The sequence below is a fragment of the Paraoerskovia marina genome, from assembly GCF_900105445.1.
GTDB classification, from domain to species: Bacteria; Actinomycetota; Actinomycetes; order Actinomycetales; family Cellulomonadaceae; genus Paraoerskovia; species Paraoerskovia marina.
In genome coordinates this window covers 1,305,259-1,318,889 of sequence record NZ_LT629776.1, presented here as the reverse complement: position 1 = coordinate 1,318,889, position 13,631 = coordinate 1,305,259, and the positions used below count along the sequence as shown (strand labels likewise).

11 protein-coding genes and 1 pseudogene are annotated in these 13,631 nt (G+C 68.8%); 9 read left to right on the top strand and 3 right to left on the bottom strand.

The window, feature by feature from the left end; genetic code table 11:
- Positions 1-2 precede the first annotated feature (2 nt).
- From BLU20_RS05920 to BLU20_RS14285, 3 genes are all read left to right on the top strand, one after another.
- The gene (locus BLU20_RS05920; RefSeq protein ID WP_456291052.1) at positions 3-998 is read left to right on the top strand and encodes an AAA family ATPase; all 996 of its coding nucleotides are present in this window, start codon (positions 3-5) and stop codon (positions 996-998) included.
- On the top strand, positions 998-2,290 hold the full coding sequence (locus BLU20_RS05915; protein WP_083371935.1) for a DUF58 domain-containing protein: 1,293 nt from the start codon (positions 998-1,000) through the stop codon (positions 2,288-2,290). Before BLU20_RS05920 ends, BLU20_RS05915 begins: the two co-directional genes overlap by 1 nt.
- Positions 2,291-2,364: 74 nt before the next feature.
- Complete coding sequence (locus tag BLU20_RS14285) at positions 2,365-2,493, top strand: hypothetical protein (protein WP_269457229.1); 129 nt, start codon at positions 2,365-2,367, stop codon at positions 2,491-2,493.
- A 54-nt stretch (positions 2,494-2,547) separates the two neighbouring features.
- On the opposite strand, the gene BLU20_RS05910 is transcribed toward BLU20_RS14285, so the two are convergent.
- Positions 2,548-3,537 carry a stage II sporulation protein M gene (locus BLU20_RS05910; RefSeq protein ID WP_083371934.1) on the bottom strand — a complete coding sequence of 330 codons (990 nt, stop codon included), beginning with the start codon at positions 3,535-3,537 and terminating at the stop codon, positions 2,548-2,550.
- Positions 3,538-3,613: 76 nt separating this feature from the next.
- On the opposite strand from BLU20_RS05910, the gene BLU20_RS05905 reads away from it, so the two are divergent.
- Positions 3,614-4,432 (top strand): RDD family protein, encoded by an 819-nt coding sequence (locus tag BLU20_RS05905; protein ID WP_083371933.1) that lies wholly within the window; start codon positions 3,614-3,616, stop codon positions 4,430-4,432.
- A gap of 18 nt (positions 4,433-4,450) precedes the next feature.
- On the opposite strand, the gene ahcY is transcribed toward BLU20_RS05905, so the two are convergent.
- Positions 4,451-5,953, bottom strand: coding sequence for an adenosylhomocysteinase (gene ahcY, locus BLU20_RS05900; protein WP_157270575.1), 1,503 nt, complete (start codon positions 5,951-5,953; stop codon positions 4,451-4,453).
- Positions 5,954-6,433: 480 nt separating this feature from the next.
- Between ahcY and BLU20_RS05895 the strand changes: the two genes are divergently transcribed.
- The 3 genes from BLU20_RS05895 (at position 6,434) to BLU20_RS05885 (ending at position 9,560) form a co-directional block, all read left to right on the top strand.
- The gene (locus tag BLU20_RS05895) at positions 6,434-7,696 is read left to right on the top strand and encodes a quaternary amine ABC transporter ATP-binding protein (RefSeq protein WP_083371931.1); all 1,263 of its coding nucleotides are present in this window, start codon (positions 6,434-6,436) and stop codon (positions 7,694-7,696) included.
- Positions 7,693-8,577, top strand: a complete 885-nt coding sequence (locus tag BLU20_RS05890; protein ID WP_029253135.1) for an ABC transporter permease — start codon at positions 7,693-7,695, stop codon at positions 8,575-8,577. The genes BLU20_RS05895 and BLU20_RS05890 overlap by 4 nt, the downstream gene beginning before the upstream one ends.
- Before the next feature lie 68 nt (positions 8,578-8,645).
- Complete coding sequence (locus BLU20_RS05885; protein ID WP_029253134.1) at positions 8,646-9,560, top strand: glycine betaine ABC transporter substrate-binding protein; 915 nt, start codon at positions 8,646-8,648, stop codon at positions 9,558-9,560.
- 92 nt (positions 9,561-9,652) lie between these two features.
- Here BLU20_RS05885 and BLU20_RS05880 read toward each other — a convergent pair whose 3' ends face one another.
- Positions 9,653-10,579, bottom strand: a complete 927-nt coding sequence (locus BLU20_RS05880) for a cation diffusion facilitator family transporter (RefSeq protein ID WP_083371930.1) — start codon at positions 10,577-10,579, stop codon at positions 9,653-9,655.
- 323 nt (positions 10,580-10,902) lie between these two features.
- Here BLU20_RS05880 and BLU20_RS05875 point away from each other — a divergent pair.
- A pseudogene (locus BLU20_RS05875) lies at positions 10,903-12,888 on the top strand (acyltransferase family protein); the annotation flags it as partial.
- A 78-nt stretch (positions 12,889-12,966) separates the two neighbouring features.
- Positions 12,967-13,554, top strand: a complete 588-nt coding sequence (locus tag BLU20_RS13730) for a hypothetical protein (RefSeq protein ID WP_157270342.1) — start codon at positions 12,967-12,969, stop codon at positions 13,552-13,554.
- The last annotated feature ends 77 nt before the right edge of the window (positions 13,555-13,631 follow it).

Genomic DNA, 13,631 nt, shown 5'->3' with positions numbered 1-13,631 from the left:
ACGTGACCGACCCGAACGGCCCGATTCCCACGACCAAGTCCGACGTCGGTGCAGACGCGCACGCGGCGCTCGCTCGCGTCCGCGGCGAGGTCGGCAAGGCGGTCGTCGGCAACGACTCCGCCGTCACCACCCTGCTGATCGCCCTGCTCTGCCGCGGGCACGTCCTCGTCGAGGGGGTGCCGGGTGTGGCGAAGACGCTCCTCGTCCGGGCGCTGGCGTCGTCGCTGGAGCTGAGCACCACCCGGATCCAGTTCACGCCCGACCTGATGCCGGGCGACGTCACCGGTTCCCTGGTCTACGACACGCGGTCCGCCGAGTTCTCCTTCCGTGAGGGTCCCGTCTTCACCAACCTGATGCTCGCGGACGAGATCAACCGGACGCCGCCGAAGACGCAGGCCTCCCTCCTCGAGGCCATGGAGGAGCGCCAGGTCTCGGTGGACGGCGCACCCCGTCCGCTGCCCGAGCCGTTCGCCGTGATCGCCACGCAGAACCCCGTGGAGCACGAGGGCACGTACCCGCTCCCCGAGGCCCAGCTCGACCGGTTCCTGCTGAAGATCGTCCTCCCGCTCCCGTCGCGCGAGGTCGAGGTCGAGATGCTCGGCCGCCACGCCGCGGGGTTCGACCCGCGCGACCTCGCGGCGGCCGGTGTGCGCGCCGTCGCGACGCCCGCCGACCTTGAGCGGGCACGCGGCGAGGTTGCCGCCGTGAGCGTCGACCCGGCCGTTCTCGGGTATGTCGTCGACGTCTGCTCGGCGACGCGCCAGTCGCCCTCCGTCGCTCTCGGGGTCTCGCCCCGCGGCACGACGGCGCTGCTCGCCACCGCGCGTGCGTGGGCGTGGATGTGCGGCCGCACGTTCGTGACGCCGGACGACGTGAAGGCGCTCGCTCACCCGACCCTGCGGCACCGCATCCAGCTGCGTCCCGAGGCGGAGCTCGAGGGCGTCACGACCTCGGCGGTGCTCGACACGGTGCTGAACGCCGTGCCCGTCCCCCGCTGATGATGGTCACCGGCCGGGCGGCCGCGCTCACGGCGCTGGGCGTCGTGCCGCTGGTCCTCGCGCCTTCGGGCCTCACGATCCTCGCGTGGGTGCTGCTCGTGGTGGTGCTCTGCACGCTGGACGGACTCCTTGCCGCGGCTCCCGGTTCGCTTGCCGTCTCCCGGTCGGTCCCCGGCGCGGTGCGGCTCGGCGAACCGACTCGCTGCACGCTGACCGTCAGCGCCGGCGACCGCAGGGTGCGCGGGGTCGTCCGGGACGCGTGGCCCCCGTCGGCCGGCGCGACCGAGGACCGGCATCGGCTCGCCCTGCCCGCGCACGAGACGCGGCGGTTCTCCACGACACTGGTCCCGACCCGACGGGGCGAGCGGATCGCCGACCTCGTCACCGTCCGGACGTTCGGCCCCCTCGGGCTTGCGGGGCGCCAGCAGTCGCGCGAGCTCCCGGCGAAGGTTCGTGTGCTCCCGGAGTTCGCGGCACGCACCCACCTGCCGAGCCGGGTCCAGCGGCTGCGGGAGATCGACGGCCGGACGGCGACCAACGTCCGCGGACAGGGCACCGAGTTCGACTCGTTGCGCGAGTACGTCCCGGGCGACGACGTCCGGTCGATCGACTGGCGGGCGACCGCGCGGCGAGCCGACGTCGTCGTGCGCACGTGGCGGCCCGAGCGCGACCGACGCGTCGTCGTCGTCGCCGACACCGGCAGGTCCTCCGCCACCCGCGTCGGGGCGGGACCCCGGCTCGAGGCGTCGATCGAGGCCGCGCTCCTGCTCGGGACTCTCGCGGGACGGGCCGGGGACCGGGTCGACTTCATCGCCTACGACACGCACCTGCGCAGCGCCGTCACCCGCGCCTCCGGCAAGGACGTCCTCTCACCGCTCGCGCGGGCGACGTCGACGATCGAACCTGCACTGGTCGAGACCGACTGGCGGGCGATCGCCGCGGAGATCCGCGCCAGAGTGTCGCAGCGCTCGCTCGTCGTCCTCCTGACCTCGATCGACCCGGCCGTCGCCCACTCAGGGCTCCTGCCCGTGGTCGGGAGCCTGACCGCACGCCACCAGGTCGTGGTGGCCTCGGTGGCCGACCCGCCGTTGGGACGGCCCGACGACGGCCGACCGTGGACGTCGGACGACGTGTACGACGCAGCGGCCTCGGCGCGCGTGACACTCGAGCGGGACGGGATCGCCGAGCTGCTGCGACTCCAGGGCGCGGAGGTCGTCGACTCGGACCCCGACGCGCTCGCACCGACCCTGAGCGACCGGTACCTCGCGCTAAAGGCGGCGGGGCGGCTCTGACGCTTCAGTCACGGTCGGCGTCCGCCGTCCGCGACGCAGATGAGACGATAGGGGCCCCGACTCCTGGAGGACCGTTGACCGACCCCGACCACCGCCCCGACGCGCAACGCCGAGCCGATCGTCAGCGCCGGACCGCCCTGATCGTCGTCGGTGCGATGCTCCTGACGTTCGTCGTCCCGTTCATCGCGATCGTCCTGACCTGAGCGGTTCCGCCGCGTCGGTGCCCCGGACGTCGTGGACGGCGCGCGCAGCACGTCTCACCCCGCGGTCGGCGCGAGCTCGCCGGCCTCCTCGGCACTGAGGTCGCCCGTCTCGCCCGCAGCGGCGGCCCGGCCGCCGAGCACGAGCGTGTAGACCCAGTACGCGGCGAGGACGACCGCACCGATGACGATCTTGAGCCACCAGGCGAGATCGGATCCGGTGACGAACCCCTCGACGAGTCCCGAGATCCCGAGGACGAAGACGAGACCGAGGGCGACGATCATCGTCGCCCGCCCCTCCTCCGCCAGGGCACGACCGCGCGTCCTGGGCCCGGGAGCGACGGCCGTCCAGAAGAGGCGGAGGCCCGCGCCGCCGGCGACGAAGACCGCGGTGAGCTCCATGAGCCCGTGCGGGAGGATCAGGGCGAGGAAGACGTCCAGCTCGCCCTCCGAGGCCATGAGGCCTCCGGCCGCGCCCACGCTCACGGCGTTCGTGGCAAGGACGAAGACCGGCCAGACCCCGGTGATACCGAGCCCCACGAGCTGCGCGGCGATCCAGGCGTTGTTGGTCCAGACCGTGACCGCGAAGTCCGTCCCGGGGTCGTAGTACTCGGCGAACGCGTTCTGGACGTAGTCCTCCCGCTGTGACGCCGTACCCATCACCTCGACGGCGCCGGGCGCCGTGGCCATCCACCAGCCGGCCGCGACCGCGATGGCGAGGAACACGACCATGACGCCCACCGTCCACCAGCGGACGCGGTAGAACGCGGCGGGAATCGTCACGGCGAAGAGTCGGACCACGTCGCGCCAGGAACTGTCGGACGACCCCGTGAGCTTCGACCGCGACCGGGCGAGCAGCACCGAGAGCTCGCTGATCAGGACGGGGTCGGGTGCGCGCGTCCGCAGGACGGACAGGTCGGTCGCCGTGGACTGGTAGAGGCGGACCAGCTCGTCGGCCTCGGTCCCGTCGAGCCGACGGCGTCGCACGAGCACCGACAACCGCTGCCAGTCGCTCTCGTGCACCGCACGGTAGGCGTCCACATCCATGCCCGCATCGTTCCACAGACCGCTAGGCTTTCACCGGATCATCCACAGCGGTTCAACGCCGCGGTCAGGGGGAGCTTTGCGCGACGGAACGGTCATCGGCGAGGGCGTCGTCCTGGACATGCGCGTCTCGTCGTTCGTCGTGCGGGCCATGTCGACACTGATCGACGTCGCGGTCGTCGTCGCCGTGCTGATCGGCGTCGTGGTCGTCGCCGACGACAGCCTCGCTGCGCTGCTCGACTCGGCCTACGCGGTCCCGTTCGCGGTGACGCTCGTCGCCCTTGTCACCGTCGGCGTCCCGGTGATCGTCGAGACGGCGACGCGCGGACGCTCGCTGGGCAAGTGGCTCCTCGGCATCCGGGTGGTCCGGGACGACGCGGGCCCGGTCCGTGCACGCCATGCCGCCACACGCGCGCTCGTGGGTGTCGGCGAGCTCTGGCTGACGGCGGGGTCGGTCGCGATCGTGGCATCGCTGTCGAACGACCGGGGAAAGCGGCTCGGCGACATCCTCGCCGGTACGTACGTGGTGCGCGTCCGGTCCGGCGCACGGGATCACGGGCCGGCTCCGATGCCGATGCTCCTCGCACCGTGGGCACGGACGGCGGACGTGGCCCAGCTTCCGGACGACCTCGCGCTCGCCGCGCGGACCTTCCTGGGCCGCGCCGAACGGCTCGCACCGCTCTCCCGCGCCCGTCTCGCGGACGACCTCGCACGACGCGCGCTGCCGTTCGTCGCACCGGGCCCCCCGCCGGGCACGCCGCCGGAGGAGTTCCTCGCCGCCGTCGTCGCCACCCGCCGCGAGCGCGAGCTCGAGGCGTCCACGCGTGCCCGCGAGCTCCAGCAGCACCGCGTCGACCGCGTCCGCCGACTGCCGCACGAGGTCCCGGACGTCGGCTGACGTCCGGGACCGCTCCGCTCAGTAGCGGTAGTGCTCCGGCTTGTACGGACCGTCCACGGGCACGCCGAGGTACTCGGCCTGCGACGTCGACAGCTCGGTGAGCCGAACGCCCAGGGCGTCGAGGTGGAGACGGGCGACCTTCTCGTCCAGGTGCTTGGGAAGGCGGTACACGTCGCGCTCGTACCGAGCCTCGCCGCCGTCGGCCACGCGCTGCACGTCCTCCCAGAGCTCCATCTGCCCGATCACCTGGTTGGAGAACGAGTTGCTCATGACGAACGAGGGGTGTCCGGTCGCGTTCCCGAGGTTCAGCAGGCGCCCCTCGGACAGCACGATGATCGACCGCTCGTCGCGCTCGGCGCCCGAGGCGTCGGGGCCAGCCGGGAACGTCCACTCGTGCACCTGCGGCTTGATCTCCGTACGGCGCACGCCGCCGACCTCGGCGAGACCGGCCATGTCGATCTCGTTGTCGAAGTGCCCGATGTTGCCGACGACGGCCTTGTTCTTCATGCGCGTCATGTGCGCCGCCGTGACGACGTCGCGGTTTCCCGTGGTGGTGATGAAGAAGTCGGCCTCGTCGAGGACGTCCTCGATACGGACGACCTGGAAGCCGTCCATCGCCGCCTGCAGGGCGCAGATCGGGTCGACCTCGGAGACGACCACCCGGGCACCCTGGCCGCGGAACGCCTCGGCGGCCCCCTTGCCGACGTCGCCGTACCCGGCGACGAACGCGACCTTTCCGCCCATCAGGACGTCGGTGGCACGGTTGATCCCGTCCGGCAGCGAGTGTCGGATGCCGTACTTGTTGTCGAACTTCGACTTGGTCACCGAGTCGTTGACGTTGATGGCCGGGAACAGGAGCGACCCCTCGGCCGCGAGCTGGTACAGGCGGTGCACGCCCGTCGTCGTCTCCTCCGTCACGCCGCGCAGCTGCTCCGCGATCGTCGTCCACCGCAGCGGGTCGGCGTCGAGCGAGCGACGCAGCACGGCGCGGACGACGTTCGTCTCCTCCGCGTGCTCGGGCTCACCGGGCCGGGTGTCCGCGGGGACGGCGCCGAGGCGCTCGTACTGCAGGCCGAGGTGCACGAGGAGCGTCGCGTCGCCGCCGTCGTCGAGAATCAGGTTGGGCCCCTGCTCGGAGGGCCAGACGAGGATCTGCTCGGTGCAGTCCCAGTACTCCGTGAGCGACTCGCCCTTCCAGGCGAAGACGGGGACACCCTGAGGGTCCTCGGGCGTGCCGTGCGGACCGACGACGACCGCGGCCGCCGCCTCGTCCTGCGTCGAGAAGATGTTGCAGCTCGCCCAGCGCACCTCGGCACCGAGCGCGACGAGGGTCTCGATGAGCACCGCCGTCTGCACGGTCATGTGCAGGGAGCCGGCGATCCGTGCGCCGGACAGAGGTCGGCTCGCACCGTACTCCTCGCGCAGGGACATCAGGCCCGGCATCTCGTGCTCCGCCAGACGGATCTGATGCCGTCCTGCCTCGGCGAGGGAGAGGTCGCGGACCTTGTACTGGCCCGCCACCTCCGCGAACTCGGGGGCGGTGTGCTGGGTGGTCGTGGACATGCTGCTCCGAGGGTTGTGGGTCGACGTCGATTCTCGCTCCAGCCTACTCGGGGCACACCGCTCGGCCCGGGTGTTGCCCAGGTCACGTCCTGACCGTCGAACCGTCAAGTTCCATGCCCGCCAGACCCTGCGATAGTTACGAACGAGTAACAATGCGGAATGTGGGTGTCTTCGCAGGACAGAGCCACTTTCTGCCGCTCGAAATTCTCTCGGACACCCGTCCAGATGGGGGGTAGCCACTGGAACTATCGTCCCGATTCAGGCACGGTAGAGGCCGATCGCTTGACCGCCGGGCTCCCGACGAGCCCTGCCTCGGCCACGCCGGCGTCGACGCCGCACTCCTCGTCATCAGGATCTCGTCCTGGACGACGCAGTGCGCGAGCCCGGTGCTGACGACGAGGAGTGTGCGTCAGTGGCACGACTCGTGGAGAACACCACATGACAGCCGTACGCGTCGAAAACGTCTACAAGGTCTTTGGCCGCAAGCCCGCCGAGGCCGTGAAGCGCCTGAAGGCCGGCAAGACCCGCGACGAGGTCGCGAGCCTCGGGACGGCCGCCGTCATCGACGCCTCCTTCGAGGTGGCCAAGGGCGAGATCTTCGTCGTCATGGGCCTGTCGGGCTCGGGCAAGTCCACCCTGATCCGCATGCTCAACGGCCTGTGGGAGCCGACCTCCGGGCACGTCTACCTCGGCGACGACGACCTCACCGCCGTCGACGGCTCGAAGCTGCGCAAGATCCGACGCGAGCGCGTCTCCATGGTCTTCCAGCACTTCGCGCTGCTCCCCCACCGCTCCGTGATCGACAACGCGGCCTACCCGCTGGAGATCCAGGGCGTCGAGCGCGAGGAGCGTCGGCGCCGCGCGCAGGAGTCGCTCGACATGGTCGGTCTCTCCGACTGGGCGGACTCGCTGCCGTCGCAGCTCTCCGGCGGAATGCGCCAGCGCGTCGGGCTCGCCCGCGCGCTCGCCGCCGACACGGACATCCTCCTGATGGACGAGGCGTTCTCCGCCCTCGACCCGCTGATCCGCCGCGAGATGCAGGAGCAGCTGCTCGAGCTCCAGGACAAGCTCGGCAAGACGATCATCTTCATCACGCACGACCTCAACGAGGCCATGCACCTCGGCGACCGGATCGCCGTCATGCGCGACGGCCAGATCGTCCAGATCGGCTCGGCCGAGGAGATCCTCTCCGACCCGGCCAACGACTACGTCGCCAAGTTCGTGGCCGACGTCGACCGCACCCGTGTGCTGACCGCGGCCTCGATGATGCAGGCCCCGCAGATCAAGGTCACCCTCGGCGCGGGCCCGCGCGTCGCCGCCCGTGAGCTGCGCGAGGCCGCACTCCCCAAGTCGTACGTCGTCGACCGCAAGCGTGTGCTGCGCGGCGTCATCACCTCCGACAACGCCGTGCGCGCCGTCAAGGAGGGCGCCGAGACCGTCGCCGAGTACCTGGAGGCCGACTACACCTCGGTCCACCAGGACACGCCGCTCGCCGAGCTCTTCGCGCCCGCGACCGAGTCGGCGCTGCCGATGGCGGTGACGGACGACGAGGGCCGCCTCGTGGGGGTCATCCCCCGCGTCACGCTCCTCGAGGCCATGGCCCCGTCCGAGGCCGTCGAAGAGCTCACGGCCGACGCCGACACCGTCGCCCCGGGTGACGCGGTCGATACCGACACCTCGACGGAAGGGGCATCGGCATGATCGCCGCAGCATCTGACACCGGAACGTTCGTCCCCCGTCTGCCCTTCGGCGACTGGATCGAGTCCTTCATCGACTGGCTCACGGCCACGTTCGACGCCTTCTTCGACGTCGTCAAGACGATCTTCGAGGGTATCTACGACGGCCTGGACTACGTGCTCAACAGCCCGCCGTTCATCCTCGTCGCCGTAGTTCTCGCGCTGATCGCCTTCTGGGCGAAGGGCACGAAGCTCGCGATCGGCGTCCTGATCGGGTTCATCATCATCGCCGGCATGGACCAGTGGGAGAACGCGATGGACTCCCTCGCGCTCGTCCTGCTCTCCGCGGCGGTCGCACTCCTGATCGGCATCCCGCTCGGCATCTGGGCCGCACGCAACGACCACGTCTCGCGGGTCCTCCGACCGATCCTCGACTTCATGCAGACGATGCCCGCCTTCGTCTACCTGATCCCGACCGTCGTCATCTTCCTGACCGGCCCCATGCCGGGCATCGTGGCGACCGTCATCTTCGCCCTGGCACCGGGCGTCCGCTTCACGGAGCTCGGAATCCGCCAGGTCGACTCCGAGGTCGTCGAGGCAGGCCGCGCCTTCGGCTCGACGGACGGCCGCATCCTCCGCCAGATCCAGATCCCGCTCGCGATGCCGACCATCATGGCCGGCGTCAACCAGGTGATCATGCTGTCGCTCTCGATGGTCGTGATCTCTGGGATGGTCGGTGCCGGCGGGCTCGGGAACGACGTCGTCGCCGCCCTCCAGCGCGTCGACGTCGCCCTCGGGTTCGAGGCCGGCCTCTCCGTGGTGATCCTCGCGATCTTCCTCGACCGCGTGACCTCCGGTCTCGCGGACCGCTCCCCCGTGGCGAAGGCGCTCAAGGCAGCTCGCTGAGCGACTCCCCTCACTGTGCACGACCCCCAACCCCCGGCGGAGGTTCTCCGCCAAAGGAAGGACAACCAATGTTCACCCGTACCCACCGCCGCACCACGGCGATCGCCGGCACCACCGCAGCCCTCGCGCTGACGCTGAGCGCCTGCGCCTCGGACGACTCCGAGAGCTCGGCCGACTCGACGACGTCGGGCGACGAGACCGAGATCTCGATCGGCATCCCCTCCGGCTGGGACGAGGGCATCGCCGTCTCGAACCTCTGGGCCAGCATCCTGGACGAGAAGGGCTACGACGTCGAGACCGAGACCGCCGACGTCGGCGTCGTCTACACCGGCCTCGCCGGGGGCGACTTCGACGTCACCTTCGACGTCTGGCTGCCGTACACCCACGCCTCCTACCTGGAGGAGTACGGCGACGACGTCTCCGACCTCGGTGTCTGGTACGACCAGGCGAAGCTCACCATCGCGGTGAACGAGGACTCCCCCGCACAGACCCTCGAGGACCTCGCCGGCATGGCCGACGAGTACAACAACAAGCTCGTGGGCATCGAGGCCGGCGCCGGCCTGACCGCGATCACCCAGGACGAGGTCATCCCGACCTACGGCCTGGAGGACATGGACTACGCGATCTCCTCGACCCCCGCGATGCTCGCAGAGCTCAAGGGTGCGACGGAGAAGGGCGACAACATCGCCGTCACGCTGTGGCGCCCGCACTGGGCCTACGACGAGTTCCCGATCCGCGACCTCGAGGACCCGGAGGGTGCGCTCGGCGAGGCCGAGGAGATCCACATGTGGGGCACCACGGACTTCGCCGACCGCTACCCCGAGCTCTCGGGCTGGCTCGAGAACTTCACCCTCACCGACGAGCAGCTGTTCTCCCTCGAGAACATGATGTTCAACGACGAGGCGTACGAGGGCGACGAGGCGGCAGCCGTCGACGCATGGCTCGAGGAGAACCCCGACTTCGTCGACTCGGTCACCAGCTGAACCTCCCGTTGACACGCCCCGTACGGGCGTAGCAACCACGACGGCCCGGCACCTCCCTCGCGGAGGTGCCGGGCCGTCGTCGTACCCGTCGCCTACGACGTCGCGGGTGCGTCACGCAGGTCGGGCTCCAGGTAGATCATGAGCGTCAGCGGGACGGCCGCTCGGCATCGCGCCTCGGCCTCGTCGATGGCGTCCGCGATCTCGGTGGCACTCTCCCGGGTGTCGATCTCGATCTTCGCGGCGACAAGCAGCTCGTCGGGACCGAGATGAAGAGTCCGGAGATGGATCACCGAGGGCACACCCGGTCCGACGAGCGCGGCCCGGATGGCCGCGACATGCGCCTTGGTGGCGGACTCTCCGAGGAGCAGCGACTTGGTCTCGATCGCGAGGACGATCGCGATCAGGACGAGGAGAACACCGATACCCGCGGTGCCGGCCGCGTCCCACCGGCCGTCGTCCGTGGCGAGGGTCATGCTCACACCGCCGAGGGCCAGCACCAGTCCGATCAGCGCGCCGAAGTCCTCTAGCAGCACGACCGGGAGCTCCGGCGATCGTGCGGTCCGGATGAAGGACACCCACGACTGCTTGCCCCTCGTCCGGTTCGACTCGACGACCGCCGTGCGGAACGAGAGTCCCTCGAGGACGATCGCCGCGAGGAGCACCGCGAGCGGCACCCACCACCACCGGCCCTCGATCGGATGCGGGTCCTGCCACTTGTGCCACGCCTCGTACAAGGCGAACAGCCCACCGACGCTGAAGAGCACGATCGAGACGATGAAGGCGTAGATGTAGCGTTCACGGCCGTAGCCGAACGGGTGCTGAGCGTCCGCCTCACGCCGCGCCCTCTTGCCGCCGAGAAGGAGCAACCCCTGGTTGCCGGTATCGGCGACGGAGTGCACGGCCTCGGCGAGCATCGACGAGGCTCCCGTGAGGAGGTACGCGCCGAACTTGGTGACGGCGATTCCGAGGTTCGCAAGAAGCGCCGCGATGATGGCCTTGTTGCTGCCGTGCGATGACATGGAGCTCCGATCGATTGATATCCCTCGGGCGAACAAACTCGTGCGCCGGCCCACCGGTCGTCTCATGTACCGGCCGGATGGAACTCTAGCCCCGCGCACGGCGACCGACACGGGCTGGTCCCGAGTCGGTGCGTGAGCTCTCCGGGACTGCCGCCGACGGACATCACCCGCCCACACGTCGAATCCCATTTCTCCCTGCGCGTCCGACATCGCGCTCCCCGATCGCAAGCAGTAGCTCTCTCGTGACCCAGGACGTGCAAGCCGCCGTCGAAGCGCATCCGACCACGACGGTGCGCAAAGACATCTAAGCGCTCCGAGCGCTCGCGGTCGGCGCGGTCGTCATCTATCACGTCTGGCCGGGTGTCCTGCCCGGTGGGTTCGTGGGCGTTGACGTCTTCTTCGTAATTTCGGGCTTCCTCATCACCTCGCACCTCCTCAGACGGCCACCAAGGTCTGCGTCGGACCTCGCCACGTTCTGGGCCCGCCGAGTCCGACGACTCCTTCCCGCGTCGTACCTCGTGCTGGCAGCCACCGTGCTCGCGACGGTTCTCGTTGCACCCGAGACGGCACTCGTTCCGACGCTCCGAGAGGTTGGCGCGGCGGCGTTGTACGTCGAGAACTGGTCGCTCGCCGCGCAGTCTGTCGACTATCTCGGCGCGGAGTCTGCGGCCACACCCGTCCAGCACTTCTGGTCGCTGTCAGTCGAGGAACAGTTCTATCTTCTCTGGCCCCTGGCGCTTCTCGTCGCGGCATGGGTCGCGACGAAGCGGCGTTCCACGCTCGCGTCCACTGCCCACGTCGCGATCCTCGCCCTGGTGGGAGCTAGCTTCGTCTGGTCTGTCGTCGCAACGGCCACGAGCCCCGCGTCCGCGTACTTCATCACCCCAACCCGGATCTGGGAACTCGGGGCGGGGGCAGCACTGGCGACGCTGGCCGCGACCAGCGCATGGCGCCTCCACCCGGCTCTTCGTGTCCCGACGGCGTGGACCGGGATCGCACTGATCGTCGGGTCAGCCGTCGTGATGAGCGGTTCTACGCCATTCCCCGGCTGGGCAGCCGGAGTTCCCGTCGTCGGCGCCGCGCTCGTCATTCTGGCGGACGTGACACGGGGCCGCGGCTCTCCGCGCCTTGTCGGAGATCTACGCCCGGTCCAGTGGGTCGGCGACATCTCCTACTCTCTGTATCTCTGGCACTGGCCGATCGTCGTCCTCGCTCCGTTCGTCGTCGCCGGGAACCCAGATCTGCTCGATCGGATCGCCATCCTCACGCTCTCGGTAGTGCTCGCTGCTGTCACCAAGCCGCACGTTGAAGACCGGTTCAGACGTCACCGAGGCCGCGCTCGAACGACGCTCTTCGTAACCATGGGTGTGTCAGTCGCGGTCGGCGTCGCATGCTTCTTCGCGGCATCGACACTTCAGGACAGGTCCGACGCGCGTCTCGACGCCGCCGAAGAGAGTCTCGACCAGCCGTGCATCGGCGCTGCCGCCCTCGACGAGGGAGTCGACTGTCCAGCAGATGTGCCGCTCATCCTGTCCCCCGCCGACGCGGCAGCCGACAAGCCGTCCGCCTACGAAGACGACTGCTGGGAGTCTCCGCCGTTCGAGGAGACCACGACCTGCGCTTACGGCGACGTGGACGGAGATGTCCGCGTCGCCCTGATCGGCAACTCGCACGCCGGCGGGCTGCTTCCGTCGTTGCAAGAGCTGGCGGAAAAGAATGCATGGTCGTTGACCACGTATGTCGCATCGCAGTGCCCGACGTCCGATGCTCTGTGGGAGTTCGAGAGCGCCGAAGCCTAGCAAGGCTGCCTCGACTGGGGAGAACGCGTCCGAGACGCTCTGACCTCCGGCGATTTCGATCTCGTCGTCACCGCCCAGTTGACGCCGTTCCGGGTCGCCGGGTCGACGGACGAGACGAACACCGCGCTCACCCACGAGGGATACGCGAACTATCTCGAGACCATCGCCTCTGAGACGACTGACATCCTTGTCGTCCGTGACACCCCCTACCCCAAGCACACGCTCAAGACCTCAGTCCCGGAATGCCTATCGATCAACGAAACAGCACCCGAGAACTGCAGCGGAGCACCATCGGCGTGGTTGCCGTCGGATCCGCTCTATACTGCCGCTCAGGAACTGAATGATCCGTCGATTTCGACTCTTGACCTCACGGACCACATCTGTGGCGATGTGTGCCAGCCGACAGTTGGAGGAGTCATCGTCTACTTCGACGCTTCGCACCTCACGGCGACATACTCACGCACCCTGACTCCGTATCTGGAACCGTCGGTGACAGGCCTGGTCGAATAGTTCGCAGTGCAGCAGGTCCTACCAGATTGACCACGCATTGCGCCTCCTTTCACTACTCAGCACCGAAGGATCCCTGCAATGAAGAGGTATATCAGCGCTGCAGTCGCCTGCCTTCTCGCGCTCTCCGTCTCCGCGGTCGCGGCCCCCGCAGCCAACGCAGTACCGTCCCGAATCGTCACGTCCTCGGAGTTCTATTCGGTCCATCAAGGGAACTCGATTGCCCACGTGCGTGCGCGATTCGGGAACAACGGCACCGTGACGGCTCGATACGACACGTCCGGCTGGAAGTATGACTGGGTCAGCCTGGACTTTCCCACCTACTACGACTCAGGCTGGGTGACGGTCGATTTCGTCCGCAACAGTTCGGGTACGTGGGTACTTGACACGAAGTACGCATACTGGGGGCTCACCGCCGTACAGACCAAAGACAAGGCGACCAAAGCCGAATTCAACCGAGTCAAAGAGGGCAACTCAATCGACTACGCGCGATCGACGTTCGGGACCAACGGCACGATAATCTCGTACGTCGATGCTCCGGGATACGCCTACGACCTCGTCACAATCGAGTGGCCGACAGCATCGCCTTATGGCTACGTATTGCTTGACTTCGGCAAGCGCAGTTCGGGTTCGTGGAAAGTTGAAACTCGGTCTGCATACTGGGGATAGATCGGCTCGATCATGACGCGGTCTTTGCTGCGTTAGGTGAGAAGGCCTCAATCATCGGCGCGTCTCACCGCCAACGA